We start from the raw sequence: 25,627 nt of genomic DNA, 5'->3' as shown, positions 1-25,627 counted from the left end.
ATACACCGCACAAATTCAGCAATTTATTTGTATTAAGGTTAAAAGCCATTAACCTTTTAGTGACGAGATAGGTTAATATGCGCGCGCAATTTCTTACAACTTTTTATACAGTGAATACCCCGATTGGATAACGAACAGTTTCTCGAAAAGCGTAAATTTATCATTAAGCTAGGCAAGGCTTTACATAAGTTTGGCACCCCCGCTTATCGTCTTGAAACCCATCTACAAACCGTCTCTCGGACACTGGGCATCGAAGGGTATTTTTTAATCTCGCCAACCTCGATGACCTTCGTACTACAACACGATACCGATCAAGAATATAACCATGTTGCGCGGGTAAAACCCGGTGAGTTGGATTTAGGCTCCCTCGCCCGCACCGATGAACTGGTGGATGAACTCACCTCGGGCAAACGCACGCTCACCGAAGCCTTAGACAGGCTAGAGGAAATTGCCAATAAACCCAACCCCTATGGTCCAGTTTTAACGTGTTTTTCCTTTGGCACCTCGGCAGCGGCCTTTGCTATGCTGATGGGCACAGGGTGGAACGATGTCTTTTGGTCAGGCTTATTAGGCTTATTAGTTTATGGCTTTGTTTACCGCGCCGAACGTTCGAGCCGTATGGCTGAAGTGTTAGAGCCCTTTGCAACTATCGTCTGCGCCATTGTCGCCTGCGCGATTGCGCGTATTGATCCCAATATTAATATTCCAGTGGTGATCCTCTCCTCGATCATCATCTTTATTCCCGGTTTAGCCTTAACCTTGGGGCTTGCGGAGTTGGCCGCCCGCGACTTGATTTCGGGCACGGCGCGGATCATGGACGCCAGTATGCTGTTGTTTAAGCTGTATTTTGGTGCAGTGCTCGGCATGGCGATAGGTAAAGCGATGTTTGGCGAAGCGATTTATATCGAACCAGAAGGCTTGCCCCGCTGGGCGATTTGGTCGGCAGTCCCCATTCTCTCAATGGCCTTAGTGTTTATCTTTAAAGCGCGCATGCAAGATTCACCTTGGGGCGTGCTGGCAGGGATTGTCGCGTTTTTCTCTGCGATGTTAGGCGGACACTTTTTTGGGGATTCGGTTGGGATCTTTTTCGGCGCCTTAGCTGTGGGGGTTTACTCCAATCTTTATGCCCGCTGGATGAAGGCACCAGCCTCGATTGCGCTCCTGCAAGGGATCGTTATCTTAGTCCCCGGCAGTAAAACCTATATTGGCCTTAATGCGCTAATATCGGGTGAAACCATGCTTAACCAGTCCCATATTGGCTCGCAGATTTTTTTGATTTTTATGTCGCTTATCGCCGGACTGATTTTTGCTAACGTCGTGGTGCCACCAAGGCGTACGCTATAACCGCTCCCCCTAGGGCTGGCGCCAACTCCGGCCCGATTCTTAAAACAACCTTATGTAAAATCATAATCTTATTAAAATGTTTACTTGACTAATTGTCGTATCCCGTGTGTTATTAAATTGTGAAACGCAGCAGAGTCTTAGCCTGCTGCTATCCATTTTGCGGGAGTGGCTTTTATGCAAAAGTTTACCCAGTATGCGCTTATTCCTTGTTGCCTCTGTGGCCTCGTCAGCCTAGCCAGAGCGGATGAAGCTGTGCCCAAAACCACCACGGATAAAGCCCCTAAAAAGGTGAGTAAGATTGTGGTGGTGAGCAACCCAATCTTCGATGAATCCGACCCCGATGCGTTTTTTATCCACCGCTGGGCAAACTATTTACATATCAATACCAAGGAATATGTGGTTCGCGACAAACTGACCTTTAGTGAAAACGATACAGTCACCCAAAAAGATCTCGATGAATCACAACGTTTACTGCGCGCAGAACCCTATATTCGCGATGCAAAAGTCTATTTTAGCGAGAAAGATCCGCAGGCCGATGTGCAGCCCAACGACGAGTCCATCATTATCGAAACTTGGGATAACTGGTCGCTACTGCCAACCGCCAGTTTTGGTAGCTCAGGAGGTGATACTCGCTTTTCCTTTGGGGTAAAAGAAGACAACCTCTTCGGTACCGGTATTCGTACCCGCTTAAAGTATCAATCCGACGAGTCGCGCACGGGTTATAAATTTGCCTTTGAAGCCCCCGTCAGTTTTATCGATCACGGCATTGTTGCCGCCGAGTTTTACGATAATAGCGACGGCCAAGCTAAGCATGTGTACGTAAGTAAGCCTTTCTATTCATTGAATACTGAAACCATGTACTCGGCGGAATATTTAGATGACAGCCGCACCGACACCCTGCGACAAAATGGTGAAGACATAAACGAATATGCCCATGCAGTCGATTACCTTAAGCTGCAATATGGCTGGTTAATCAATCGCAATAATGATCATCTATCCCGCGTGATTACAGGCGTGACACAAGACAGACACGAATTTGCCCATTCAGCAATTTACCCTAACGCTGAATTACCGCAGGACCGGGATTTTATGTATCCCTGGGTTGCCTATGAATATGTTCAAGATGATTTCCACATACTCAATAACGTGCATCTGATCCGTAATAACGAAGACTTTAACTTAGGCTGGCACCACTACATTCAACTCGGTATCGAAACCAATGATATCCGCGACAATCAGCCCGTGGGTTACCATGTAAAATGGCAAACCAGCCGCGGTTATAAATTTGATGAACATCTCTGGCTACTGGCAATGGGCGCCACCAGCACCCTAGGCACCACTCAAAAAGACAGTTATCAAGCCAGCGTCCAAGCGGAATACTTCTATCAAATCAATCCTAAATGGACTGGCTATGGTAAAGCGTGGGCGAGCCTGTCGAACAATACTTACCTCGACCTCACCAAAGGGCTTGGGGATGAAACTGGTGTGCGCGGTTATCCCAACGAATATCAACAAGGAGATAATCAATGGTCATTGACCGCCGAAATCCGCAACTATCCCAATATCAACTTGTACCAATTAGCCGAACTCGGCTGGGCTGTCTTTACCGATATTGGCCAAGCCTCCGGTGGCCCGTTAGCGGCCAATAACGAGGTCAGCGGCCCGCTCGGTAGCATCGGCATTGGCGCACGAATTTATTCCTCCCGCTCCAGTTACGGCAACGTCGCCCATATCGACTTTTCAGTGCCTTACACGGGTGGAGATTCAGTCAACAGCTGGGAATGGCGCTTCTTAGTCAAACAAAGCTTTTAAGTGAAGTGGTTGGGTTAACAGACTATCGGCCTTAGCGATTCAACTCTTTGGCCGAATAGGCGCTCTCTTTGGCTCGCATTATCCGTTTTAGCCTATATTTCGCCACATTAGCTGGGCACACAATAGTAAGCCGTCTCTACTGACATTTTCTATTTCGCTAAGGATCTGCTGCACGAAAACAACCATACCTAGATAACGCAACGAACGCCAATGCCCTGCGGCATCTCCGAGGGGATAGTGTATTCCTTTGACTCTAATGTTATTGGCCAATTTTTTAAGGAAGAAAAGTTATGCCAGTCCGATCTTTTTTTCTAGTTCAACGATTAAGCACTGTCATTCCAGTGACACGCAGCAAGCACATCCCTGTGTGCTCGACCGTGACATCCATGTCACGGATGGTCACTTCCATGACAGTGCTTAATCTTGCCAACCCCTACAGTAATCTGAATCCCTTCTTACAAGCATGCACCGTGTAAATTTAACGATGGATGGCTCGTTAATTTAGGCTAATTGACTAGGGCGTGAAGTGCATGGCCAATGATGTTTCATACATCATACTGACATTGTCTATTTCGCTAGGGATCAGTTGCACGAAAACAACGACGCCTAGATTACGCAACAAACACTAATACCCCGCGGCTCTCCAAGGAGATGGCGTATTCCTTTGACTCTAATGTTATTGGCCAATTTTTTAAGGAAGAAAAGTTATGATTGTCCGATCTTTATCTCAATCAGCTATTTGCATAATAAAGTGTCAACAACCAGCATCGGGCTTGTTCAACACTTGGAATAAGGCCGCGGCTACACGGCCTATGCTTATTTGTTAGAGCGTATTGTCATACAGAACCTCTGGCAGCAATTTATCCGGAGCCCATATACCGGACATCGCCTTTACATATGACTGACATAGCGTGACAACCTTGTTTTCTGTTCCAAAGCGCAGAGATTTCCGCTGAATTTCTGTTAGTGACTCAATGGAGTTAGAACAATAACCATAAGTTGAAAGGTATAGGCCGCCATCAATTTGCTCGTTAATTATAACGTTTAGAAATTCAGTTATTGCTCCAGAACCAACACGTTGCCCTGAACGCCAGTGCTTTACTTCAACATAGTATGTATGATTTTTTGTTGCAACCTGGCAAGTTAGAATGATGTCCTTCCCACCATCTTTGCTACCCGGTGTAAGACGAACCGAAAAACCTAAACCTTCAAAAACCTCTGCGAGAAGCCGCTCCATTTCACGCCACTCAATTTCGTCCAAGTAACGAGGATTCTTTAAGATTAGCTCAATAAGCCTACGACTAAACTCACGCCTGATGATATTAACCTGAACTACATCAATTGATGGAACCTCCTCAATACGTCCAATCCAGGATCGCAGTGCATCAATGTCAAGAAGTTCAACACCAACAGGGGAGCTTCGACGGATTGCCTCACGTGCTGCATAGGTAAATCGGGAATTTGTAATGACCATTGCGCGTGACAAGCCCATACTCATAGCTGCACCAAGTACACGATGGACTACATCTAAACCAACAGCAGCTTTTCGATAGTGCTTGTATTCAATGGCTATTTCTTCTGGAAATTGCTCTTCGTGTTTGTCTTTGCGGGCAATAAAATCAACTCCAAAATCTCGCTGATCGCCAACCGCTTGAATGGAGTAACCATCCTCTGCTAGGAGTGGCACAAGAATTTCACCCATCAGGTACTCGGCCTCTTGTGGCGAAGCAGATTTTTCAAGGCTTCGAATTAGGTTTTTTAATTTTTCTTGCTGGATGTTATCCATGTATGAGCTCTAACAGTGTATTACCCGCACTTCTAATAAAACCCAAACCATATAGAGTTGGACACTGGAATAATACGAATAAATAATTCAATTATGCCAACAAGTTAGCATTAACCTCAGTGTGCTATCAACATTTTCATCTAGAAAAATCGAGACCTTATTTACCGAGAAGTTTATTGGGACACCCACTGTTAAATTTTTAAAAAGCTGGAATGTTAGTGCTCTTTTTAAATACTAAAAAACAACACAAAAACTACAGAAGTTCACCTTCCCCTGCGAAGTTGCTGAAGGGCGTTGAAGAAAATCGCGTGAGCGAGGCATGGATGCCTCGCTAGCTTTCGGGGTACAGGATGTACCATCGGAAGCGTTAGCGATTTTCGAATAAGCACGAAGCCACTAACCAATGCATGTAACTTCGCTAGGGGCGTCTTGGAGCATCCAAGGAGGATAGGACGAGCAGTCCTCCTTGGTCGGGTGTGGGGTGAAGCCCCACGACTTTGACTTTTCTTTTAAAAGCAGTGAGTTTATTAAAACACCTATTGTTAAATTCCAAAGACTCACTTGAATACCAGCAGCAAAAGTCTCAGTCGATGAAAAGAAAGCCCACTACAAGGGGTTAGCGGCATAAAGTACATAAGAATGTTCATGAAACGGTAACGCTAAAAGGGTGGCAGAAGACTGACATTTAGCTGGAAAGTTTAACGGTCATATAGGATACCCCTGTGAGCAAAGACAATACTCTAGCCGAACGTTTTTTAGTTTTCATTTTCGGCTAAACAATCTCACTCTACTCGTTGTTTTGATGCGATTCATTTATCGCTAAGGACGCAGTTTTAGCAGCAAACGCTTGTCAGCCACCGACAAAACGCATAGCGTTGCTTAGCGTTCAACGGGAATAAGGAACTAAAATGAAAAACTTCGCGGCAGGGTTCAACAATTTTTGGGTGGGATTGTTTACTGGGGTCATGCTGCCGATAATTATCATCGCGGTGTTGTTGTATGCCACTGTCGATAAATTCACTGGCCTTATACAAGACGCCGCCATCACTCCCTTAATTAGTCGTAGTGAACAAACCTTCGACAAAGTCGATAATCTATTAATCACCTTAGACAATAAAGTCGACGATGCGAATTTAAAAGATTTAGCATTATTCGCTCCACTAAAAAATGCGCAGTTATTCCCAGAGCTACAAGCCCTCGCCAGCGCTGTCGCCAACCTTAAACAGACAGTCACAGCTATAGATAAACAAGCTGTATTGGTAAACCTGCAGGAAAAACTACAAGCTTCATTGGCAACGAAATTCCCCGAAGATAAAGCAAAAGAGCTCGCTCAGAATCTCATCAATATTGCGCAGGTGCTTGCTAGTGAGCAGAAACTCACATCGATGGAGATGGGACAAATATCTAACAATTAAGCCTGCTATCGTACATAGGTCAGGCGAGTAGAATCACCATCTTATTGATAGATAAGATTCTATAAAACATGCCAAACAAAAAGCCCGCTTGTCATTACGACAAACGGGCTTTTTATTGAATGAGGTTGAGTTGGCCGATAAGCCGGGTCCTGTCGTGGACAGTCATTCATCTAGGCCTGCAATCGCTCACAGGCTCAAGCGACCTACCCGGTTCCAACGCGAGCCACGCCATACGGAACCCTATTTGGTCTTGCTTCGGGTGGAGTTTACCTTGCTACGGACTATTGCTAGCCGCACGGTGCGCTCTTACCGCACCCTTTCACCCTTACCACCTTAGCCGAGGCTATGATGGCGGTCTCCTCTCTGTTGCACTTGTCGTCGGTTCACACCGCCCAGGCGTTACCTGGCACCCTGCTCTTTGAAGCCCGGACTTTCCTCCCCGTTCTTGCGAACGCGGCGACTGTCTGGCCAACTCGGCGCGGATTATAGCCTAAGCCTTCTACCTGCACCACTGTTAATCCTGCCTGTGTGTGCCTATCTATTAGATCTGCTTATAAATCAGACTCTAAACCGAACTTATACAGGGCATTCTTTTTAAGACCGTGAATTTGCGCGGCAATGGCAGCGGCCTTTTTAAGGGGTAATTCTTCACAGAGTAACTTAAGTGTGTTGATGGCAACGGTTGGAATGGCTTCATCATCCTCGGCCGCACGGTGACCATGCACCATAAGGACAATCTCACCTTTTTGCTGGTTAAGATCGCTACTCACAGTGGCCAACACCTCAGCCACGGGGCCGCTGAGGAAGGTCTCGAAGGTTTTAGTCACTTCACGCGCCATCACCACTTGGCGATCGTCCCCTAACACTTGAGCCATGGTCGTTAGGCTATGTTCGATACGGTGGGGAGATTCATAAAAAATCAGCGTGCGCGGATCTTCTTTTAGTTCTAATAACTTATCGGCACGAGCTTTTTCTTTCGAGGGCAAAAAGCCTTCAAAGGAAAAACGATCCGACGGCAAACCCGAGGCACTTAACGCCGTAATCGCCGCACAGGGGCCCGGCAGCGGGATCACCTTAAAGCCAGATTGGCGCACATGGGAGACTAAGTGATAGCCGGGGTCGGAAATCAGCGGCGTGCCCGCATCGGAAATTAGCGCAATCGACTGCCCTGCGGCTAGTTGATCCACAATCCACTGGGCGCGAGCGCGTTCATTATGGTCGTGCAGTGCGATGGTCTTAGTTGAAATACCAAAATGACTCAATAACTTGCCGCTATGGCGGGTGTCTTCACAGGCAATTAATGCAACCTGGCTGAGCACGTCAATAGCACGTGGGCTCATGTCCCCCAAATTACCAATAGGAGTGGGAACGATGTAGAGTGCGACGCTTTGGTCCATATATACCTCTGTAATGACAGTGCCAAGACTTTCGTCAAGCGCAAGAGAAGGTTAAACTAGAGGCAGCATCTTACCAGAGTGAAGCCCAGTGTTAAAAAGCCTGAATACAACTAAGTTCGTTTCCGTGGCCATTTTATCCGCAGTGTTGGCGGGTTGCGGCAGTCAAGCGCCCACCTCAACGAATACTGCGCCCACCGTGGCCACCTCATTAGCCTCTGCCCCATTGGCGCCTAATGTGTATTTAGCACAGGCCGCCAATAGCAAAGATCCTCAGCAGCGTGATACTTATCTGCTGCTGGCGGCGCATTCCTATATTAATGCGAATGACTATGCGGCGGCGCAAAAGCTGCTCAAGCCGATGCTGCCAAGCCTGACTCAGATCCCGACGCTAGTGGCTGAGCATAAGTACCTAACTGCGCGGGTGCTAGAGCATACATCGACGCCGCTTGATGCACTGAAAACGCTAACGTACCCAAGCACTTGGGTATTACCCGGCTGGCAAATGGCTGCGTATCATCAATTGAGAGCGCATTTGTTCCAATTGAATAAGCAACCTATCGATCAAGTACGCGAATTAAGCTTATTGACCACCTATTTGCCTCCCGCTGAGGCGAGTGAAGTCAATAATCAGATCTGGCAAGTATTGCAGCCAATGCATGAGCAAACCTTGCTCGAATTCACTAAAGATGCCAAAAGCCCGGTTTTTGCAGGTTGGTTACAGCTGGCGTATATCGCTAAGCATTATGCGGTTGACCCTAATCAACTGGTCCGTTATTTAGGCGACTGGCAAAAACAAAACCCTTATCACCCTGCGGCGGCGAAGTTGCCCGCGGATTTAGATCATGCGTTAAACGCTAAACCTTATACCCCCAAAAATATTGCGGTACTCTTGCCGCTCACAGGCCAGCGCGCCAGTGCCGCCAATGCGATTCGCCAAGGCATTTTGGCCAGTTATTTAGCCAAACCGAATGAGCAAGTCTCGGTGAATTTTTACGATACCGCCAACGATGCCGTTTCCGCTTATCAGCAAGCGGTAAACGCCGGTGCTGAGTTTATTATTGGCCCGTTACTGCCAAACGAAATCGATCAATTATTGGCGTTAAACACCAGCGCAACACCTACTGCTACCGCGCCCGCTGCAAGCGCGCCGATCCCGCAGCTGTTTTTAAATCAAACTGACAAGTTTGCTCCAGATGCCAATAAGTTTTACTTTGCATTATCGCCAGCTCAAGAGGCGGCCGATGCTGCAACCCGTATGTACCAAGATGGTGTCACTATGCCACTGCTGCTCGCCAGCAACGATGCGATCGGCAAACGTATGGCAGAGAGCTTTATTCAAGCTTGGAAAAAGAAAAGCGATGCGCCCATCGAAGTCTATTACTACGATGGTGGCGATAAGATGAAAACGACTGTGCAAGATGCGCTCGGCGTACGTGATAGCCAAGCCCGCATTGCACGCATCAAAGAGCTGCTAGGCAACTCAGTACAGGCCGATTTTCGCTCTCGCCAAGATATAGATGCGATTTACATGATCTCGACGCCGCAGGAGTTAACCCTGCTCAAGGCCTTTATCGACGTCACCTTTAGCGTCTTTACTCAGCCTGTGCCACTGTACACCTCGAGCCGTAGCCGTATCGACAACGAATCGAGCCAAACCGCGCAGGATTTAAATAACCTAACCCTCAGTGACGCACCTTGGCTGATGCAAAATAGCGAAGAAAACCTGATGGTTAACACACTATGGCCTGGCTGGAACAACGGCCAAAAACGCCTGTTTGTGATGGGTTATGATGCGATGGATTTAATCAGCAAACTCGCGCAAATGCGCTCATTTACCGGTTACCAGTTCAATGGTCGTAGCGGCGTGTTATCCGTCAATCCCGATGGTGTGATTAACCGCCAATTAAGCTGGGGACGCTATCAAAGAGGCAGTTTCCGCCAACTATGACACTCGGACAGCAGGCAGAGTCGCTCGCCCAAAGTTACCTTGAACAACAAGGTTTGAGCTTTGTCGAGCGTAATGTCCGCTATCCCTTTGGTGAAATAGACTTAGTCATGCGCCACAAAAAATACTGGGTATTTGTTGAAGTAAAATACCGCTCTGCAAATCAATTTGGTGGCGCAATACAAGCACTTAGCAAAGCACAAATCGGCAGGATCCGCATGGCGGCCAGCCATTATTTACAGAGCCATAAACTGGATGTACCCTGTCGATTCGACGTTGTCGCCATCGAAGATACGCAAATCCAATGGTTGGTCGATGCCTTTTAAACGACGCACTCGACTCAGCTAATCGAATAATTTTTAACGCTTATGCCTCAACTCCACCGTGGAAATATGGCATCATAGCCACACTTTATCCTGAAAGGATGTATCCATGTTAGAACGCATTAAAGACAGCTTTACTGAATCTATCCAGACTAAAATCGATGCAGCCGAAGCACTGCCTGAATCCATTGCCAAAGCGGCGGAGATGATGGTGCAATGTCTTTTGGGTGGCAATAAAATTCTTGCCTGTGGTAATGGCGGAAGTGCGGGTGATGCTCAGCACTTTTCGGCTGAACTGTTAAACCGCTACGAAATTGAACGTCCACCATTGCCCGCGATTGCCCTGTCAACCGACACATCGACCATCACTGCGATTGCCAACGATTACAGCTACGATGAGATTTTCTCAAAGCAAATCTTAGCCTTAGGTCAGCCTGGTGATATTCTGTTAGCCATTTCCACCAGCGGTAACTCAGGTAACGTGATTAAAGCAATGGAAGCTGCCCTTAGCCGCGATATGACTATCGTTGCTCTAACCGGTAAAGACGGCGGCGCGATGGCAGGGCTGCTTAGCGTGGGTGACGTTGAAATCCGTGTACCATCCAACGTGACAGCTCGTATTCAAGAAGTGCACTTACTGGTGATCCACTGCCTGTGTGACAATATCGATCGCACACTCTTCCCACAGGACGAACAGCAATGAGATATGCTGCCCCACTGTTAATGGTTTGCATGCTGCTGCAGGGTTGCGCCGGTGCCGTTATGGTGGGCGCAGTCAGCGGCGCCATGATGGCCAACGACGAGCGTTCAGTGAAGACACAGCTCGATGATACTAATACCGATTTCAAGATCACCAGTGCGCTACTTGAGCATGAAGATCTTAAGAAACAAACCAATATCACAGGTGTGTCGGTAAACGGTAATGTGCTGATGATAGGCCAAGCCCCCAACTCAATGCTGAGGGATAAAGCAGTTAAAGTCGTACAAGACCTTAAGCTTGGCGGTAAAATCCACAATCAGATCCGCATCGGTAATCCAACGTCTTTCACGACTCGCAGTAACGACACTTGGGTAACAACCAAAGTAAAGGGCCGGATGCTCAACGAGAAAGCACTAGATGTGACACGGATTAAAGTGATCACTGAAAACGGTGAAGTCTTCCTGCTAGGACTTATTCACCGCTCACAGGCAGAACTGGCTGTCGACATCGCCCGTAATACCGCGGGCGTGCGCAAAGTCGTTAAAGTGTTCGAATATATCGAATAACCGATTGAGCCTAAACACTTAAGGTTTAGGCTCACTCTCTACCGCCGCATCAATCCCTAACGACTTCACCTGCAAGTTATCCATCACTTTGGGTGACTTCGCTACCCACATCCCTATCCAAGGTAAAAACAGCGAGGGCAATACAATCAGCGCCGCGCCCAACCAACTTAAGCTATCTAACCATTCATCGAACAACAGCCAGCCTAAGAAGACGATAAATAACAAACCAGTATATTCGGCAATCGCAATATCACTCGCCTGCGCCCGACGATAAGCCAGCACACATAACCAGTGATAAATCAGTAAGAAAGCATTGCTAAGTAGTGCAACCACAAGCAGTTCCCAACTCAGTCCCTCAAGCCCTTGAAAGGCCGCAATCACTAAGGTGGCGGGAATACCCAGCAGGTTATAAAGCATGAGGGTTAATACCGGATGCTCAGTACTGGGGACTTTTTTCAGCGTCAACTGATTGACTGCAAAAGTAAATGCAGAAAATAACACGGCAAGACCAAACCAGTTCATTTCACTCGGCCTTAGGATAATTAAGATACCCACGAAGCCTAACAATGTGCATATCACCTGCCCTGTGGTGATCCGCTCCTTTAAAAACCAGTATCCCATTAAAATAATCATTAGGGGGGCGGAATAAAACAACGAACTCACCGTAGCTAAAGGCAGTGCCATGAGTCCAATAATTAAAAAAAGCGCGCCAACCGAGCCTATGTTGGCACGCCAAAGGTGAACCGAAATATGTTCCGTCTGCGGTCGCTGCGAGTACAACCAAATCGGGGTTAACATGAGTACTGAAGTGATTTGTCTCACGAGCAGGAAAGTGGCCGCATTCGCATCCTCTGGCAGCCATTTGATCGATACATCGTAAAAAGCACTAAATAGATTACCCACTATCAATAAAATCAGACCGATAACAACTGGGCGCTGCATGTTTGACTATCCTCGAATCTCAATGCTCGCATGATAATGTCCACAAGACTTAAGCTAAAATGATGCTTTCTCATGCTAGATGAATTAAATTCATAATAAATCTTTTAAATGTTGAAAATTATGCGAAAGCTCCCTCCCTTACGTGCACTTCAAGTCTTTGAAACCGCAGCGAGGCAACAGCATTTTTCCAAGGCGGCCACTGAACTGTGCATTACCCAAAGCGCGGTTTCACACCAAGTGCGTGTATTGGAGGAGTACTTTGGCGAGCAGCTTTTTGATCGTCAGGGACGAAAACTACAACTCACTCCAAAAGGCCAGAGCTTATTTATTGAGTTAGAAAGGATTTTTAATGAGTTAAGCGATCTTAATCTCAAAATCCGCGACACGCCGAATCAACAACTCTGCTTAGCGGTATACAGCTCTTTTGCGGTCAAATGGCTGATCCCGAGGTTAGCGGATTTTCGACGCCAATATCCCAGCGTTAAAATTCGCCTCGAAATGATTACTCAGGACCCCGACCTAAGCACCAGCACAGCCGATATCTTTATTGCGGGTAAACTCAATCAACGGGGCTATTGGCAACAATTACTGCACAAAGAACGGCTAATCCCCGTATGCAGCCCCAATCTTTACCCCAAATGGCGTGAGATTAACTTGGGCAATTTTCAGCAACAAGCATTACTGATTGTGGATGAAGGTCCACTTGGACTCGATTGGCACAAATGGTCATCGGCCCATAAAATCCCCCTTAACAACGAACAACAACATCTTTTTAGCCATATCGTAATGGCAATTGAGGCGGCGATTGCCGGACAAGGTATCGCCCTCGCCCCCGATTTTATGGTGGCAGGCGATATCAGTACCGGGCGACTGGTGGCGGTAAATCTTCCCGATGTTCATACGGGTTTTGAATTTTGTTTTTTATGCAAACAGCGACGCCTAAATGAGCCTGCCATTGCTGCTTTTTCTTCTTGGTTAAAATCGCAGGCATAAACGCTTAGCTCTGTATCAAACAGCCCAATGAATAACAGACATAAAAAAGCCGACCTAAGAATAGGTCGGCTTAATTAAGTGCTATCTAACGTGCTTTTTAGGTCAAATTACACCAATAAACCAATCTTCTCGTATACCTTTTTCAAGGTGACTTCAGCACGAGCTTGAGCATTTTCAGCGCCCGCTCTCATCACTTGGTCGAGGTAAGCACGGTCGGCACGCAGCGCACGGTAACGCTCCTGCAGCGGCTCTAACATGCCAACTACCGCTTCACCCGCAGCCCCTTTTAAGTGGCCGTACATCTTACCTTCAAACTCAGCTTCGAGGCTGGCAATGCTTTGGCCTGTGATACCTGACATTAAGCTCAGCAGGTTAGATACACCAGGCTTATTCTCTATATCGAAACGCACCACTGGTGGCTCGTCACTGTCGGTCATGGCTTTTTTGAGCTTTTTCATTACCGCTTTTGGATCTTCAAGCAGACCAATCACGTTGTTACGGTTATCGTCTGACTTTGACATCTTCTTCAGCGGATCCTGTAGCGACATAACCTTCGCGCCATGCTCAGGGATAAAAGGCTCAGGGATGGTAAACGTCTCGCCGTACGCGTTGTTAAAGCGAGTGGCGATATCACGCGTTAATTCAAGATGTTGCTTCTGATCTTGACCAACAGGGATTTCATTCGCTTGATACAGCAGAATATCCGCCGCCATCAATACCGGATAACCAAACAGACCCACGTTAATATTGTTGGCGTGCTTTTGTGACTTATCCTTAAACTGCGTCATACGGCTCAGCTCACCCATTTGGGTATAGCAATTTAATGCCCAACCCAGCTGGGTGTGCTGCGGCACTTGAGATTGGATAAATACCGTGCTCTTTTTCGGGTCGACGCCGCAGGCTAAATACAGTGCAAGCGTATCTAAGCAGGCCTCACGCAATGCTTGAGGGTCTTGGCGCACGGTAATGGCGTGCAAGTCCACCACACAATATAGGCAATCGTGGCTATCTTGCATGGCAACCCATTGACGCAATGCACCCATGTAGTTACCTATGGTTAATTCGCCGGACGGCTGTGCACCGCTGAGTACTATGGGTTTGGTCATTACGTCATTGCTCCAAATAAAGATAAAAAGAATCGATTAAACTGCCTGGCCGACATTTAGCCAGCTAAGGATCTCGGCAAACTGCTCGCATACTGCGTCAGGGCCAGTGAGCCCAATATCTTCACCGTAGTTGTAGCCATAGGTCAAGCCGATTGATGCAACACCTGCTGCTTTCGCCGCTAAAATGTCATTTTTAGAATCGCCCACCATCAACAACTCACTTTTATCGAGTTGCCATTGCGCTAATAAATGCTCTAGCGGTAATGGATCCGGCTTCATCTTCGCCAGCGAATCACCGCCAAGCACTAAGCTAAAGAAGTCATTAATCTTAAAGGCTTCAAGCAGCGGCAAAGTAAAGCGGTAAGGTTTGTTCGTCACCACTGCCAGCTTAAATCCAGCGTCAAACAGGGTTTGTAGCACTTGGTGCACATCGGCATAGAGTGCGCTGTGCTTTTCAAGATTTTCTTGATAGTGGTGCATAAAAATCGGCATGGCGGCATCCAATGCCGTTTGCTCGACATCCGCGCCCAACGCATGGCTCATGGCGCGGCGCATTAACATCTCAGCCCCATTACCCACCCAGGTTCTCACCTGAGCTTCGGTACAGGTCGCCAAACCTAATTCGGCGAGTGCCGCCTGTGTCGCAACAGCCAGATCAGGCACACTGTCAATCAGCGTGCCGTCGAGATCAAAGGCAATCGCTTTAATCTGTGCTCGCATTATTTGGCCTCAACTTTTGCTAACTCGACGCGCATTTCATCTACCACGGCTTTATAGTCTGGCTTACCGAAAATGGCAGAACCTGCCACAAACATATCGGCACCTGCAGCAGCGATTTCGGCAATGTTATCCACTTTAACGCCACCATCGACTTCTAAGCGAATATCAAAACCGCTGGCATCGATACGCTCACGCACTTGGCGCAGTTTATCTAAGGTTGAAGGAATAAAAGATTGACCACCAAAACCAGGGTTAACCGACATCAGCAGGATCACATCTAACTTATCCATCACGTGGTCAAGATAATGCAGCGGTGTTGCGGGATTAAACACTAAACCCGCCTTACAACCGGATTCTTTAATCAGTTGCAAGGTACGGTCGATATGCTCAGAGGCCTCGGGATGGAAAGTAATAATAGAGGCGCCAGCCTTGGCAAAATCAGGCACGATGCGATCAACAGGCTTAACCATTAAATGCACATCGATATCGGCGGTAATGCCATAATCGCGTAGGGCTTTGCACACCATAGGGCCAATGGTTAAGTTCGGCACATAGTGGTTGTCCATCACATCAAAATGAACTACGTCAGCCCCTGCATCTAACACGGCTTTAACGTCATCCCCTAAACGGGCGAAATCGGCGGATAAAATCGATGGAGCAATTAAAAATGGACGCATAGGACACTCGCTGCTATTGAACAAAAAGTGCCTCATTTTACCCTTAGCTAGGCCACGCCTCTATAGCCAATGCCACATTTATCGCGATTGAAACTCTATTGAAACCTAATTCAAGCGCTGATAATGAACCGTATCTCTCAGAAAATACTGAAGCGTTAGAAAGATTTTAGTGAAGATTGATAAATTATTGTTCATAAACTAAGCGAGTTTGTTATACTCGGGTCGCTAGCGCGGATCATTAAATGATTTCAAAGGAAGTATCATGAAGGGGCGGTTAACTCAGTTTTCACACATTCTTGGTTCGGTGACATTTAAGTCATCGATGATGTTGGCATTTACCGCTGTGGTAGTCGCCTCATTAGCCTTTGGCGTGGAACAACTGACCGCAAGCAATGATTCCAGCGCCTGTGCTTGCAATAGTGAGACTCGCTATAACAGTAGCCTACCTAGCAGCCATCCCAATAACCGTTGTGCTGAACAAGCGCAAACTTTAAGTTGGAAAACTTGGCTCACGGGTAAAAATCGTTCAAGCCAATTCCATTTTGTCGACTTACTTGAACTACTGCATGGTCATCAAGATAAACCTATTGATGACATGAAGCCTGCCAATTCAAAACAGTCCTATTGATGCTTAGCCGGATCTGGCAAGTCTTTCACAGTACCATCGCCGCCTTCTTTGGGGTACAGTCAGATAAAAATCGCCAAAAAGACTTCCAAACCAATTCACCTTTACCGTACATTTTGATGGGAATCGCCTTAGCGGTTGTCTTAGTCGCCAGCCTTATTTTGCTGGTTAGCCAAGTCGTTAGCTAGGTCGCACAATATCTACAAACAAACAGCAGTAATCAGTCATCCTGCGGATCGTAAGTCTCATCGTATAAAGCAATCAGCTCGTCGACTTTATTGCGGCCACTGCCATTTTGGCTAATATTGCGCTGCACTTGGATCTTAGCAAGATGAGCACCGCGATACAGCTCACGCGTCAGCGGAATATCATGGTTACTAATCACAACAGGAATACGCTGTTCCAGTGCCATATGCCGAGAATAGCGCGCCAGCAATGCCTGATCATCCAAGCTAAACCCAGCACCGACATAGGTCGTAAAACTCGCCGTTGTCGATAGCGGCGCATAGGGCGGATCGCAATAAATCACATCACCAGCGCGGATTTGTTCGAAAGCTTTTTCATAGCTAATACACTTAAATTCGGCGCGCTGTGCTTTCTTTGAAAAGGCCAAAATCTCCTTCTCTGGGAAATAAGGTTTTTTGTAAGAACCAAAGGGCACATTAAAGCCGCCTTTGCGATTGTAACGGCACAAGCCATTAAAACCATGTCGATTTAAGTACAAGAAATAGACTGAGCGTAAGAAAGGGTCATTGGATTTGTTAAAGTCAGTCCGAACGCGATAGTAGGCTTCCTTTTGATTCATCTCATCAACAAACAGCTTCTTAGCAGCCGCGATATATTCCACGGGCCTTTCTTTGACTATGTTGTAGAGATTGATCAGATCTTGATTGATGTCGCAGAGTAAATAACGGGGATAGTCAGTATTCAAAAATACCGAACCAGCGCCAACAAAGGGCTCAACTAAACGCTCACCTGTCGGTAAGTAGTTCGCCAGTTCATCCACCAATTTAAATTTTCCGCCGGCCCATTTCAGGAAGGCTCTATGTTTTTTGATCATTTAACTTGATGAATGCCGACAAAAATAAAGGTCATGATTGTACTCTGTTTATTCTGAAATTTCACCGCTTGGGAGCGCATCTTGTAACTCATATCCCTTCAATTCACTCCACTTTCTTACCCAAGGTGAATCAATTCGATATTGTTTAGCCAACTGAGCTGCAGCTTCATGAGCCAACTTACTGCTTTCATAATGTCCCACTAATATCACCCAACGCCGCTTGTATTTAGCAATAGAGATATCTTGGACACCCTCTATCTGCGCTAAGGTAGAACGTAATGACTTGAGCTGCGCGACGCTCGCAAGCTGTATAGTGAAGCCTTGCATAGGTTTGACTTGAGTATTCAGATCCTTAGATTTGGCCGCACGCTCTGCGGCTGACGTCGATTGGGCTTGAGGACTATTGACTATAGGCTCTTGTGTTGATGCAGCTTGTGCTAGAGCATCTTCTGATTCTGCCTTCATTTCTCTTTCTGTAAGCAGTTGTTCTTCATTCATATCTTCAGCTTGAGGCGCTTCACCATGAAATGCTACCAATGGATCGGCTTGAATAGCCGCCTGCGCTAACAAAGCCTGTGCTAATGACTCCGCTCGTTGCTGGAAATACGGCGTTAATATTTGTTGGCCATGCGCCAGAAACTCATCGGAATCTAATGCCGGATAAGTAAGCGCTTCAGCCGAGGGCTCATCGGAAAAGGGTTGAGCCAATCCAAACCAAATCAAAAAGGTAATCAACAAACTGCAAAGTCCAAGCACTGCGACCTTATAGTGCGCCCAGACTGACTTCCTCTCACTCTGACCATGCAGCGCCAACTCCAATAAGGTTACAACCTCCTGAGGAGTACCGTTCTGCTTTTCAAGCTGTGCGCGCACAATGTCTCTTGGAGTAAATGGGTTTTGATCGCTGTATCTTAACAAGGTTTGATACAGCGCCTCCCGCTCCGGTAGACTTATCGGTTCAACACTCATCGGCAGGATTTGTCGTCTGAGAGACTCAGGCAATTGCGGCAATAAATCGGCTAAAAACGCTGGGGGAACCGATAAGGTCAACGCAATTCTCTGACCCGCGCACAAAACTTGATTAAGAATGATGCATTCTGCCCACAACTCCTTTGACAGCAAATGAGCATCATCGATGATGATATGTAATGGTTTACTTTGGTTAGGAGCAACACGCAGGATAGTTTCAGCGAGGGGGATCTCATCATCAAAAATGGGAGACGACATCAGCTGCACTAAAATCTTGCGACGAATCTCAGCGTTATCGGCATGCATTGGACAAATAACCAGCGCCGTATTAGAGTCATCAACGTCAGTGGCTAACGCAGTGAGCAGTGTTGTCTTGCCCGAACCTTGGGCGCCAACAAGCACCAGTAATTGGTCGCTATAACTGGCAACATGATGCAATCTTTGTATGAGGGCTTCCTGTGAGGGAAGCAAGACTTGCCCCTGAAATGTCACTCATCCACCACACAAGGTTTATGCGCAGCAGATAACCTGTTCTAGGGTAGATTCCGGGACTTGGCTAAATACTTCTGCTCGACCAATGGCCGTCGGAAGTACCAACCGGATCTGACCGCCTAACACTTTCTTATCGCGACGCATATGTTGAATAAAACTTTCGAAATCCATGGATTCCGGCGCTTTTACAGGAAGATCGAATGCTTGGAGCAATTGCACAATACGACAGACAATTGACTCATCAATCAATCCTAAAGACTTAGCCGTTTGTGCAGCAAGGACTGTGCCAGCCGCAACCGCTTCGCCGTGCAACCAATTACCATAGCCCATCTCAGCTTCAATGGCATGGCCGAAAGTATGTCCAAGATTCAAAAGCGCGCGCACGCCCTGCTCTGTTTCATCTTGGCTCACCACATCCGCTTTAATCTCACAACAGCGGGAGATGGCATAGACTAAGGCTTGAGTATCTAAGCTTTTCAGTGCCTGAACATTATTTTCAAGCCATTGAAAAAAATCAGCATCCCACATAATGCCATACTTAATGACTTCCGCCATCCCAGCCGCAAATTCACGCGCCGGCAATGTCTGTAAACATTCAGTATCGATAATGACAATTTGCGGTTGGTAAAAAGCCCCTATCATATTTTTGCCCAGAGGATGATTGACCGCCGTTTTGCCACCGACCGAAGAATCCACCTGAGATAATAGCGTTGTAGGGATTTGAATAAAATCGATACCACGTTGATAACATGCCGCGGCAAAGCCCGTCATATCACCAATTACCCCACCTCCGAGGGCCACCAGCACTGAATCACGGCCATAATTGCGTTGCAGCAAAGCCGTAAAAATTGAATCTAAGTGGGTTAAATCTTTAAACTGTTCGCCATCGGAAAGAATGACGCTAGATATCTCACCAAACGAAGCCATCGTGTCTTGCACCTGCTTTAGATACAAGGGCGCGACAGTTTCATTGGTGACGATAAGGATACGTTTTTTCAGCAGGTAGCGAGACAAGGTCTCGCTATCACTCATCAAACTCTGGCCAATGTAAATGGGGTAACTACGTTCACCTAAATCAACCTGAATTTGTTGTGCCATTCTGCCTAGAAACCTAATTTCTCTATGATTTGATTCGCAACTACCTTTGCACTTTGATCGTCAGTTTTAACGACCACATCAGCAATTTCTTCGTACAGAGGGTTACGGATTTCTGCGAGGCTCTCTAATACTTCTCGCGGATCATCTACTTGCAGTAATGGGCGGCGCTTGTCTCGTTGAGTTCGCGCTACCTGTTTGTCGATAGTGGTTTCGAGATAAACCACAATACCGCGAGCAGATAAATGATTACGGATATCTTTGCTCTGAACTGAACCACCACCAGTGGCAAGGACAATACCCTGTTTTTCAGACAGATCAGCAATAACCTGAGCCTCACGACGGCGGAAACCTTCTTCGCCTTCAACATCAAACACCCAAGCAATATCAGCGCCAGTGCGTTGCTCAATCTCTTGATCTGAATCGTGGAATTCTAAATGCAGCATTTGGGCCAGATGGCGACCAATTGTGCTTTTACCTGCGCCCATTGGGCCTACCAGAAAAATATTACGTTTTTCAGCCATTTCTTGTACGTCTGAATCTTAATGAAAAGTATGCCTATATCGACTCATGATCAAGCCGACCTACTGTATGTTACCTTGCTCTTATGAGACTTGACCGTGGATTATCTCAGTTTAATGTCTAGTCTGGCAAGTGATGCTCGCTATTTATGATAAGAATTGTATTGTTGATACAGTAAAGCCAGCAAGTTGTGCTGGCTTTATTTGAATGGCTACATAGCGTTAGAGTTTCTCGTTCACGATTTTTGGAGTCACGAAAATTAACAACTCTTGGCGCTCATTCTTATCCGTGGTGTTACGGAATAAGAAACCTACCAAAGGAATATCACCAAGAATAGGTACTTTACTGACACGGCTGATCAAATTCTGCTGGTAAATCCCCCCCAGCACAATGGTCTCGCCATTATCGACCAGAACTTGCGTACCAATGCGTTGTGTATCAATCGCAACCGCCGGCCCCGTAGGCGTATCCACGGTTTTACCCTGGGAATCTTGCGTAATCTCAAGATCCAAAATCACACGGTTATCCGGTGTAATTTGTGGCGTAACCCTTAATGATAATACCGCCTTTTTAAAGGTTACCGACGTTGCACCGCTGGATGTAGATTGCACATAGGGAATTTCCACCCCCTGTTCAATATACGCCGCTTTTTGGTTAGAGGTAGTGATACGAGGGCTAGCGATAATTTCACCTTTGTTTTCTTGCTCTAGTGCACTGAGCTCTAGATCCAAGATAGTACCATCGGCGAGCTTAGCAACATGGAAAGCAATGCTTGTAGGGTTAGTCACGGCCGCAGGTAAATTCACATTCAAGCGATTATCTAAACTCGGAACTTTGCCATTAGCAATATCACCCGCGCCCTCTAAAGAGCCAGAGGTCCCTTTATTACCCTGCTGATCAGTAACGCCCCAACGGATACCCAGATCTTCAGAAACGTCGTCTTTTACGGTAACCATACGTGATTCAATCAATACCTGCCGAATAGGAATATCAAGCACTTCCACCAAACGATGAATATTCTCTATAATTTCAGCGGTATCTTTTACGAGAACTGTGTTGGTGCGCTCGTCAACGGCCACTGAACCACGGGGAGACAATAAGCTTGAGTCGGCGCCTTTTAACAGCTCAGCAATATCGGTCGCCTTGGCATAGTTAATCTGTAGGTACTCAGAATAAAGTGGCGCCAGCTCTTTAACCTCTTGTTTATTTTTAAGGTTTTGGCTTTCACGAATCGCAAGCTCTTCACTCGGGGCCACCATCAAAATGTTCCCTTCAATGCGCTTATCGAGTCCTTTTGTTTGTAAAATTAAATCCAACGCTTGATCCCAAGGCACATCGTCAAGTCTGAGAGTAATATCTCCCTCGACGGAATCACTGGTCACTAAGTTAAAGTTGTTATAGTCAGCAATAATCTGTAATACCGTACGAACAGAAATATTCTGGAAGTTTAAAGAAAGAGTTTTACCGTTATACTTCTTAATGTCTTTAGTAGCTACAACCCGTTCAACCTTGTTAATAGAAAGGATAAAGAGATTATCTTCCTGCTTAAAATTGAACTCATAGTTGCCAGTCACATCGACTAAAATGCGAGCCGTTAAATCATCTTTAAAAGTTTCAAAGTTCTTAACTGGTGTAGAAAAATCCTGCACATCCATGACATATAACAAGTCGTTATTGATATCAGTGTTATAAAGCTGAACCTCAAGTTTGGCACCAATTTGCTCAACGTTAGCCGCAACGGAGCGATTATTGAGATAGACTAATAAATCTCCACCGCCATTTGAATTGCGACGAAAATCGATATTTTTAACACTATTCACGAAAGGATTATTGCTCGCTTGAGAACTTGCAACGCCATCATTAATCGTCAAACGGTAGGAGTTACCGACTACGCTACCTTGGTAAGGTTTTACTTTGGATAAACCTAAAGTGACTTTCAAACGGGCATCATGCTGCGAAGTTACAATATCCTTCACCCCGACTTGATTAATCGGTAAGCGATCTTTAGAAAGACCCGAAATACTGTTATCAAAGGTCAACACCAACTCGGCGGGTGAAGCATTAGAGTCAATTTTTGGGGCAGAAATTGCGTCCTCAAATACCAACTCAACCGCTAATTGATGGTCGACTAAGGCATGGTATTTCACATCGATGAGCCGATTTTCCGCAAAGCTCGATGGCAAAAATCCAAATAGTAATGCGATCCCAATAACAGACTTAACTAAGCCTGAAGTTAAAAACGATAACGGGATTTTTATCGCGGCAGAAGATTTCATTATTCCCTAATCCTTCGCTTGTTATTTTCCTGAAAGTTCAATGTTGTTTGTACGCTCTGACCAACAACCTGAACCATCGGGAATTAATTCTACAACTTCCACATTTTGTGGAGCCACTTTAGCTATACGTCCGTTAAACAACCCTAGATACTCACCCACACCCATCCGATATACACTGCCATCATTCGTTTCAATCAGAGCCCAGGTCAAATTTGCCTCACTTAAAGTGCCGCGCATTTTCAGGTTATCTAAAGCATAAGTTTCTAAACGTCCCTTACGACGTTTTAAATCAGGTTGTAAGCAGTTTTTACTGGTATCAACCACTTCTTCCGTTAATTCTCGAGAAGGAGGAACAAAGGGACTGCGCATCAATTCTGCCTGATAAGCAAAATGCTCAAACTTAGGTGGCTCTTTTAACGGGGGGATATGGGCCACATGTTGCGCTTTGGTTGTAGTAACAAATAGCTCTAAATCACTACGCTCGCCAATGCACCCCATTAAAAAAAGGCTTATCGCCAATAGAGGTAAGGTCTTCATTATTTACCTCCTTTATTTGGCTTTTCAGGAGGTAATTCTGCACCTTCTTTGAAACGGTAAGTCTTCGCAAGGATATCCATGGCTAAATTACCACTGTCATCACGCTTAATGGTAAAATCATGCAAGCTTACAATCCTTGGTAATTTAGCGACTCCGCTCACCATATTGCCAATCTGATGATAATCACCAGTGACAGACATCTTTATCGGGAATTCAATATAAAAATCCCGCCCAATTTCCGCTTCCCAATTTAAACTTTTTATCCGCAAGCCTGCGTCAGTTGCTGCGAAAGTTAAGTCATCGAGCAATCCTGGCATCTCGTTTTCTGAAGGTAACATTTTAAGCAATTCTGCAAATTGCCCTTCCATCACGGCTAATTGTTCACGATAAAGCTTTAAGTTTGCGGCCAGCTGATACTTGTTTTTAAAATCATCTCTTAACTGTAGCTCTTTGTCTTGCTCGCTACTGAATATATCAATAGCATCGGACAATACAACGAAATAACCCGCTGCAAATACGCAAAGCGCAAGCAAAATCGCGAAGAAAACTTTAACTTGGTTTGGCCAACCGCCAATATTCTCAAAATCGATATCGTTAAACTGACTTAGATCGAGCTTCATTTACTCGCTCCTTTTGCCGGTTTTGCAGGCTCTTCAGCGATGGCTCCTTTGATACTCACCCTTAAACTAAAGCGTTGTAGCTGCCTTAACTCATCATCTTGAGTCACAATGGATTGCATATTGGGATCAGTTAACCACTCAGAGGCCTTCACCTTACGCATCATGTTCGCCACGTTGTTGTTAGATTCACTTCGTCCTTCAATCAGCAATAAACTACCTTTTTTCTCAAGACTCGATAGATATATTCCAGGAGGAACAATGCGAACCAACTCATCTAATACGTGTGTCGGCAAATTACGGGATTGCTGAAGGTTCAAAATAATTTCAGTTCGACGTTCAATGTCTTTTTTACGTTCTGTGATCTTTTTGATTTCGGCAATTTGCGTTTCGAGCTGCTGAACCTCTGACTGTAAATAAGCATTTCGCTCACGCTGCTCATCGGTCATTATTTCGAGTAAAGAAAGCGCTACATAGACTAAGATCCCAGAGCCTAAAAATACCGCTGCCAATATCCCAATATAGTCGCGTTTCTGCTTTTCTCTCGCCTCTTCACGCCAAGGAAGCAGGTTTATGTTCGCCATTGACCGTAGCTCCTCAGCGCTAAGCCACAAGCAACCATATATTTGCTGATGCTAGGTTGCAGTATATTTTTAACGGACTCATCTGCATGCAGACACCCTTGGAAAGGATCGGCAATAATGGTGTGGACACCTAACTCATTGGTCAATAAGTTAGCCATACCTTCCAGTTTAGAGGTTCCACCGCATAAAACGAGATAATCAACTTTATCTTTGCCGCTCGAGGTGCAATAAATTTGCAGTGTTCGCTTAATTTGTTGCAGTAATTGCGTTTGGAAGGGAGATAACACTTCAAACATATAATTACGCGGTAAATCCCCCTCGATTTTGGCTTTTTCGGCTTGCTCGTAGGACATGCCGTAAAAAGAGAGAATCGACTGCGTAAATAACTCACCACCAAAGGCTTGCTCACGGATAAAGGTGGTTTCGCCGGACTCTACCACGCAGAAAGTCGTCATATTCGCACCGATATCAACCATTGCGACGGCTTTCTGTCTAGCTCCTTCGGGTAATTGCCCAAGGACTAACTCAACTGCTCGACCTAAAGCATAACCTTCAACATCAACGACTTTGGTTTCTAGCTCAACCTCATCGAGCGCATCGACTCTGGTATCGATATTGTCGGTACGACAAGCACTGAGTAGCACATCGACCTTAGATGGATCGGTGCTGTTGACGTTTAGCGTTTCAAAATCAATGCTGACTTCATCAAGGGAATAAGGGATCAGGTTATCGGCCTCAATCTCGATTTGCGCTTCCATTTCCTCTTCGCTAAGCGAAGCATCCATATAGATGACCTTGGTCATCACCGCTGAGCCAGAGACCGCAACAGCCGCATATTTTACCGATTTAGGCAAAATGCGCTTAATCTGTCTTAAACATTCAACAACGGCATCAGCATCACGAATATCATGATCATTAATTGCCCCCTTTTTTACGGGAACCGCTGCATGACTTAAAATTTTGTATCCATCAGCTGTCTTACCCAGCAAAATGGCCTTTACTTCATGGGAACCAATATCAATCCCGACCATTTGCGGAGCCTGACGCTTCCATAAATTTGAAAGCATAATCCGTTGTCACTTTATTATTTATATTTCAATAAGAGAGATTAGCACAAAATCAAC

25 protein-coding genes and 1 other RNA gene are annotated in these 25,627 nt (G+C 46.0%); 10 read left to right on the top strand and 16 right to left on the bottom strand.

The window, feature by feature from the left end:
- Positions 1 to 123: 123 nt before the first annotated feature.
- Together SO_RS01480 and SO_RS01475 are read left to right on the top strand one after the other, a co-directional pair.
- Positions 124 to 1,344: a threonine/serine exporter family protein gene (locus tag SO_RS01480; protein ID WP_011070677.1), complete on the top strand. Its 1,221-nt coding sequence runs from the start codon at positions 124 to 126 to the stop codon at positions 1,342 to 1,344.
- A gap of 174 nt (positions 1,345 to 1,518) precedes the next feature.
- Positions 1,519 to 3,156, top strand: coding sequence for a BamA/TamA family outer membrane protein (locus tag SO_RS01475; RefSeq protein WP_011070676.1), 1,638 nt, complete (start codon positions 1,519 to 1,521; stop codon positions 3,154 to 3,156).
- Positions 3,157 to 3,979: 823 nt separating this feature from the next.
- On the opposite strand, the gene SO_RS01470 is transcribed toward SO_RS01475, so the two are convergent.
- A complete protein-coding gene (locus SO_RS01470; protein WP_011070675.1) occupies positions 3,980 to 4,942 on the bottom strand; it encodes a restriction endonuclease in 963 nt (320 codons plus the stop codon).
- A 908-nt stretch (positions 4,943 to 5,850) separates the two neighbouring features.
- On the opposite strand from SO_RS01470, the gene SO_RS01465 reads away from it, so the two are divergent.
- Entirely contained in the window at positions 5,851 to 6,357 is a 507-nt protein-coding gene (locus SO_RS01465) for a hypothetical protein (protein ID WP_011070674.1), read from the top strand.
- A gap of 122 nt (positions 6,358 to 6,479) precedes the next feature.
- Here the strand turns inward: SO_RS01465 and rnpB are convergent.
- Positions 6,480 to 6,833, bottom strand: an RNA gene (gene rnpB, locus SO_RS01460) — RNase P RNA component class A.
- A 75-nt stretch (positions 6,834 to 6,908) separates the two neighbouring features.
- Positions 6,909 to 7,754: a 16S rRNA (cytidine(1402)-2'-O)-methyltransferase gene (gene rsmI, locus SO_RS01455; RefSeq protein WP_011070673.1), complete on the bottom strand. Its 846-nt coding sequence runs from the start codon at positions 7,752 to 7,754 to the stop codon at positions 6,909 to 6,911.
- Positions 7,755 to 7,842: 88 nt separating this feature from the next.
- On the opposite strand from rsmI, the gene SO_RS01450 reads away from it, so the two are divergent.
- The 4 genes from SO_RS01450 (at position 7,843) to dolP (ending at position 11,288) form a co-directional block, all read left to right on the top strand.
- A complete protein-coding gene (locus SO_RS01450; RefSeq protein ID WP_011070672.1) occupies positions 7,843 to 9,702 on the top strand; it encodes a penicillin-binding protein activator in 1,860 nt (619 codons plus the stop codon).
- Entirely contained in the window at positions 9,699 to 10,025 is a 327-nt protein-coding gene (locus SO_RS01445) for a YraN family protein (RefSeq protein WP_011070671.1), read from the top strand. The genes SO_RS01450 and SO_RS01445 overlap by 4 nt, the downstream gene beginning before the upstream one ends.
- 106 nt (positions 10,026 to 10,131) lie before the next feature.
- Complete coding sequence (locus tag SO_RS01440) at positions 10,132 to 10,725, top strand: phosphoheptose isomerase (RefSeq protein ID WP_011070670.1); 594 nt, start codon at positions 10,132 to 10,134, stop codon at positions 10,723 to 10,725.
- Positions 10,722 to 11,288 carry a division/outer membrane stress-associated lipid-binding lipoprotein gene (gene dolP / locus SO_RS01435; RefSeq protein WP_011070669.1) on the top strand — a complete coding sequence of 189 codons (567 nt, stop codon included), beginning with the start codon at positions 10,722 to 10,724 and terminating at the stop codon, positions 11,286 to 11,288. Before SO_RS01440 ends, dolP begins: the two co-directional genes overlap by 4 nt.
- A gap of 18 nt (positions 11,289 to 11,306) precedes the next feature.
- On the opposite strand, the gene SO_RS01430 is transcribed toward dolP, so the two are convergent.
- On the bottom strand, positions 11,307 to 12,230 hold the full coding sequence (locus SO_RS01430) for a DMT family transporter (protein WP_011070668.1): 924 nt from the start codon (positions 12,228 to 12,230) through the stop codon (positions 11,307 to 11,309).
- A gap of 120 nt (positions 12,231 to 12,350) precedes the next feature.
- On the opposite strand from SO_RS01430, the gene SO_RS01425 reads away from it, so the two are divergent.
- Positions 12,351 to 13,223 carry a LysR substrate-binding domain-containing protein gene (locus SO_RS01425; RefSeq protein WP_164925588.1) on the top strand — a complete coding sequence of 291 codons (873 nt, stop codon included), beginning with the start codon at positions 12,351 to 12,353 and terminating at the stop codon, positions 13,221 to 13,223.
- A gap of 107 nt (positions 13,224 to 13,330) precedes the next feature.
- Here the strand turns inward: SO_RS01425 and trpS are convergent, their stop codons facing one another.
- Genes trpS through rpe form a run of 3 tightly spaced genes read right to left on the bottom strand, consistent with a single transcriptional unit; the run spans position 13,331 to position 15,726 of the window.
- The gene (gene trpS, locus SO_RS01420; RefSeq protein ID WP_011070666.1) at positions 13,331 to 14,329 is read right to left on the bottom strand and encodes a tryptophan--tRNA ligase; all 999 of its coding nucleotides are present in this window, start codon (positions 14,327 to 14,329) and stop codon (positions 13,331 to 13,333) included.
- Positions 14,330 to 14,365: 36 nt separating this feature from the next.
- A complete protein-coding gene (locus tag SO_RS01415; RefSeq protein ID WP_011070665.1) occupies positions 14,366 to 15,049 on the bottom strand; it encodes a phosphoglycolate phosphatase in 684 nt (227 codons plus the stop codon).
- Complete coding sequence (gene rpe / locus SO_RS01410; protein WP_011070664.1) at positions 15,049 to 15,726, bottom strand: ribulose-phosphate 3-epimerase; 678 nt, start codon at positions 15,724 to 15,726, stop codon at positions 15,049 to 15,051. The genes SO_RS01415 and rpe overlap by 1 nt, the downstream gene beginning before the upstream one ends.
- 262 nt (positions 15,727 to 15,988) lie before the next feature.
- Between rpe and SO_RS01405 the strand changes: the two genes are divergently transcribed.
- Together SO_RS01405 and SO_RS01400 are read left to right on the top strand one after the other, a co-directional pair.
- Complete coding sequence (locus SO_RS01405; RefSeq protein ID WP_011070663.1) at positions 15,989 to 16,354, top strand: hypothetical protein; 366 nt, start codon at positions 15,989 to 15,991, stop codon at positions 16,352 to 16,354.
- Positions 16,354 to 16,539: a DUF2970 domain-containing protein gene (locus SO_RS01400; RefSeq protein ID WP_011070662.1), complete on the top strand. Its 186-nt coding sequence runs from the start codon at positions 16,354 to 16,356 to the stop codon at positions 16,537 to 16,539. Before SO_RS01405 ends, SO_RS01400 begins: the two co-directional genes overlap by 1 nt.
- A gap of 32 nt (positions 16,540 to 16,571) precedes the next feature.
- On the opposite strand, the gene SO_RS01395 is transcribed toward SO_RS01400, so the two are convergent.
- The 9 genes from SO_RS01395 to SO_RS01355 all read right to left on the bottom strand — a co-directional run bounded on the left by SO_RS01395 (position 16,572) and on the right by SO_RS01355 (position 25,570).
- Entirely contained in the window at positions 16,572 to 17,411 is an 840-nt protein-coding gene (locus tag SO_RS01395; protein ID WP_011070661.1) for a Dam family site-specific DNA-(adenine-N6)-methyltransferase, read from the bottom strand.
- A gap of 48 nt (positions 17,412 to 17,459) precedes the next feature.
- Positions 17,460 to 18,872, bottom strand: a complete 1,413-nt coding sequence (locus tag SO_RS01390) for an AAA family ATPase (RefSeq protein ID WP_011070660.1) — start codon at positions 18,870 to 18,872, stop codon at positions 17,460 to 17,462.
- Between the two features lie 18 nt (positions 18,873 to 18,890).
- Positions 18,891 to 19,970, bottom strand: coding sequence for a 3-dehydroquinate synthase (gene aroB / locus SO_RS01385; RefSeq protein ID WP_011070659.1), 1,080 nt, complete (start codon positions 19,968 to 19,970; stop codon positions 18,891 to 18,893).
- Positions 19,971 to 19,975: 5 nt separating this feature from the next.
- Positions 19,976 to 20,491 carry a shikimate kinase AroK gene (gene aroK, locus SO_RS01380; protein ID WP_011070658.1) on the bottom strand — a complete coding sequence of 172 codons (516 nt, stop codon included), beginning with the start codon at positions 20,489 to 20,491 and terminating at the stop codon, positions 19,976 to 19,978.
- Positions 20,492 to 20,710: 219 nt separating this feature from the next.
- On the bottom strand, positions 20,711 to 22,765 hold the full coding sequence (locus SO_RS01375; RefSeq protein ID WP_011070657.1) for a type IV pilus secretin PilQ: 2,055 nt from the start codon (positions 22,763 to 22,765) through the stop codon (positions 20,711 to 20,713).
- A 21-nt stretch (positions 22,766 to 22,786) separates the two neighbouring features.
- Positions 22,787 to 23,302 carry a pilus assembly protein PilP gene (locus SO_RS01370; protein ID WP_011070656.1) on the bottom strand — a complete coding sequence of 172 codons (516 nt, stop codon included), beginning with the start codon at positions 23,300 to 23,302 and terminating at the stop codon, positions 22,787 to 22,789.
- Entirely contained in the window at positions 23,302 to 23,922 is a 621-nt protein-coding gene (locus SO_RS01365) for a type IV pilus inner membrane component PilO (protein ID WP_011070655.1), read from the bottom strand. The genes SO_RS01370 and SO_RS01365 overlap by 1 nt, the downstream gene beginning before the upstream one ends.
- A complete protein-coding gene (locus SO_RS01360) occupies positions 23,919 to 24,503 on the bottom strand; it encodes a PilN domain-containing protein (RefSeq protein ID WP_011070654.1) in 585 nt (194 codons plus the stop codon). The genes SO_RS01365 and SO_RS01360 overlap by 4 nt, the downstream gene beginning before the upstream one ends.
- The gene (locus SO_RS01355) at positions 24,491 to 25,570 is read right to left on the bottom strand and encodes a pilus assembly protein PilM (RefSeq protein WP_011070653.1); all 1,080 of its coding nucleotides are present in this window, start codon (positions 25,568 to 25,570) and stop codon (positions 24,491 to 24,493) included. Before SO_RS01355 ends, SO_RS01360 begins: the two co-directional genes overlap by 13 nt.
- Positions 25,571 to 25,627: the final 57 nt, after the last annotated feature.

It is taken from the genome of Shewanella oneidensis MR-1, from assembly GCF_000146165.2.
Lineage (GTDB): Bacteria > Pseudomonadota > Gammaproteobacteria > Enterobacterales > Shewanellaceae > Shewanella > Shewanella oneidensis.
The sequence above is the reverse complement of the archived record's forward strand: the minus strand, read 5'-3'. Positions and strand labels throughout refer to the sequence as shown.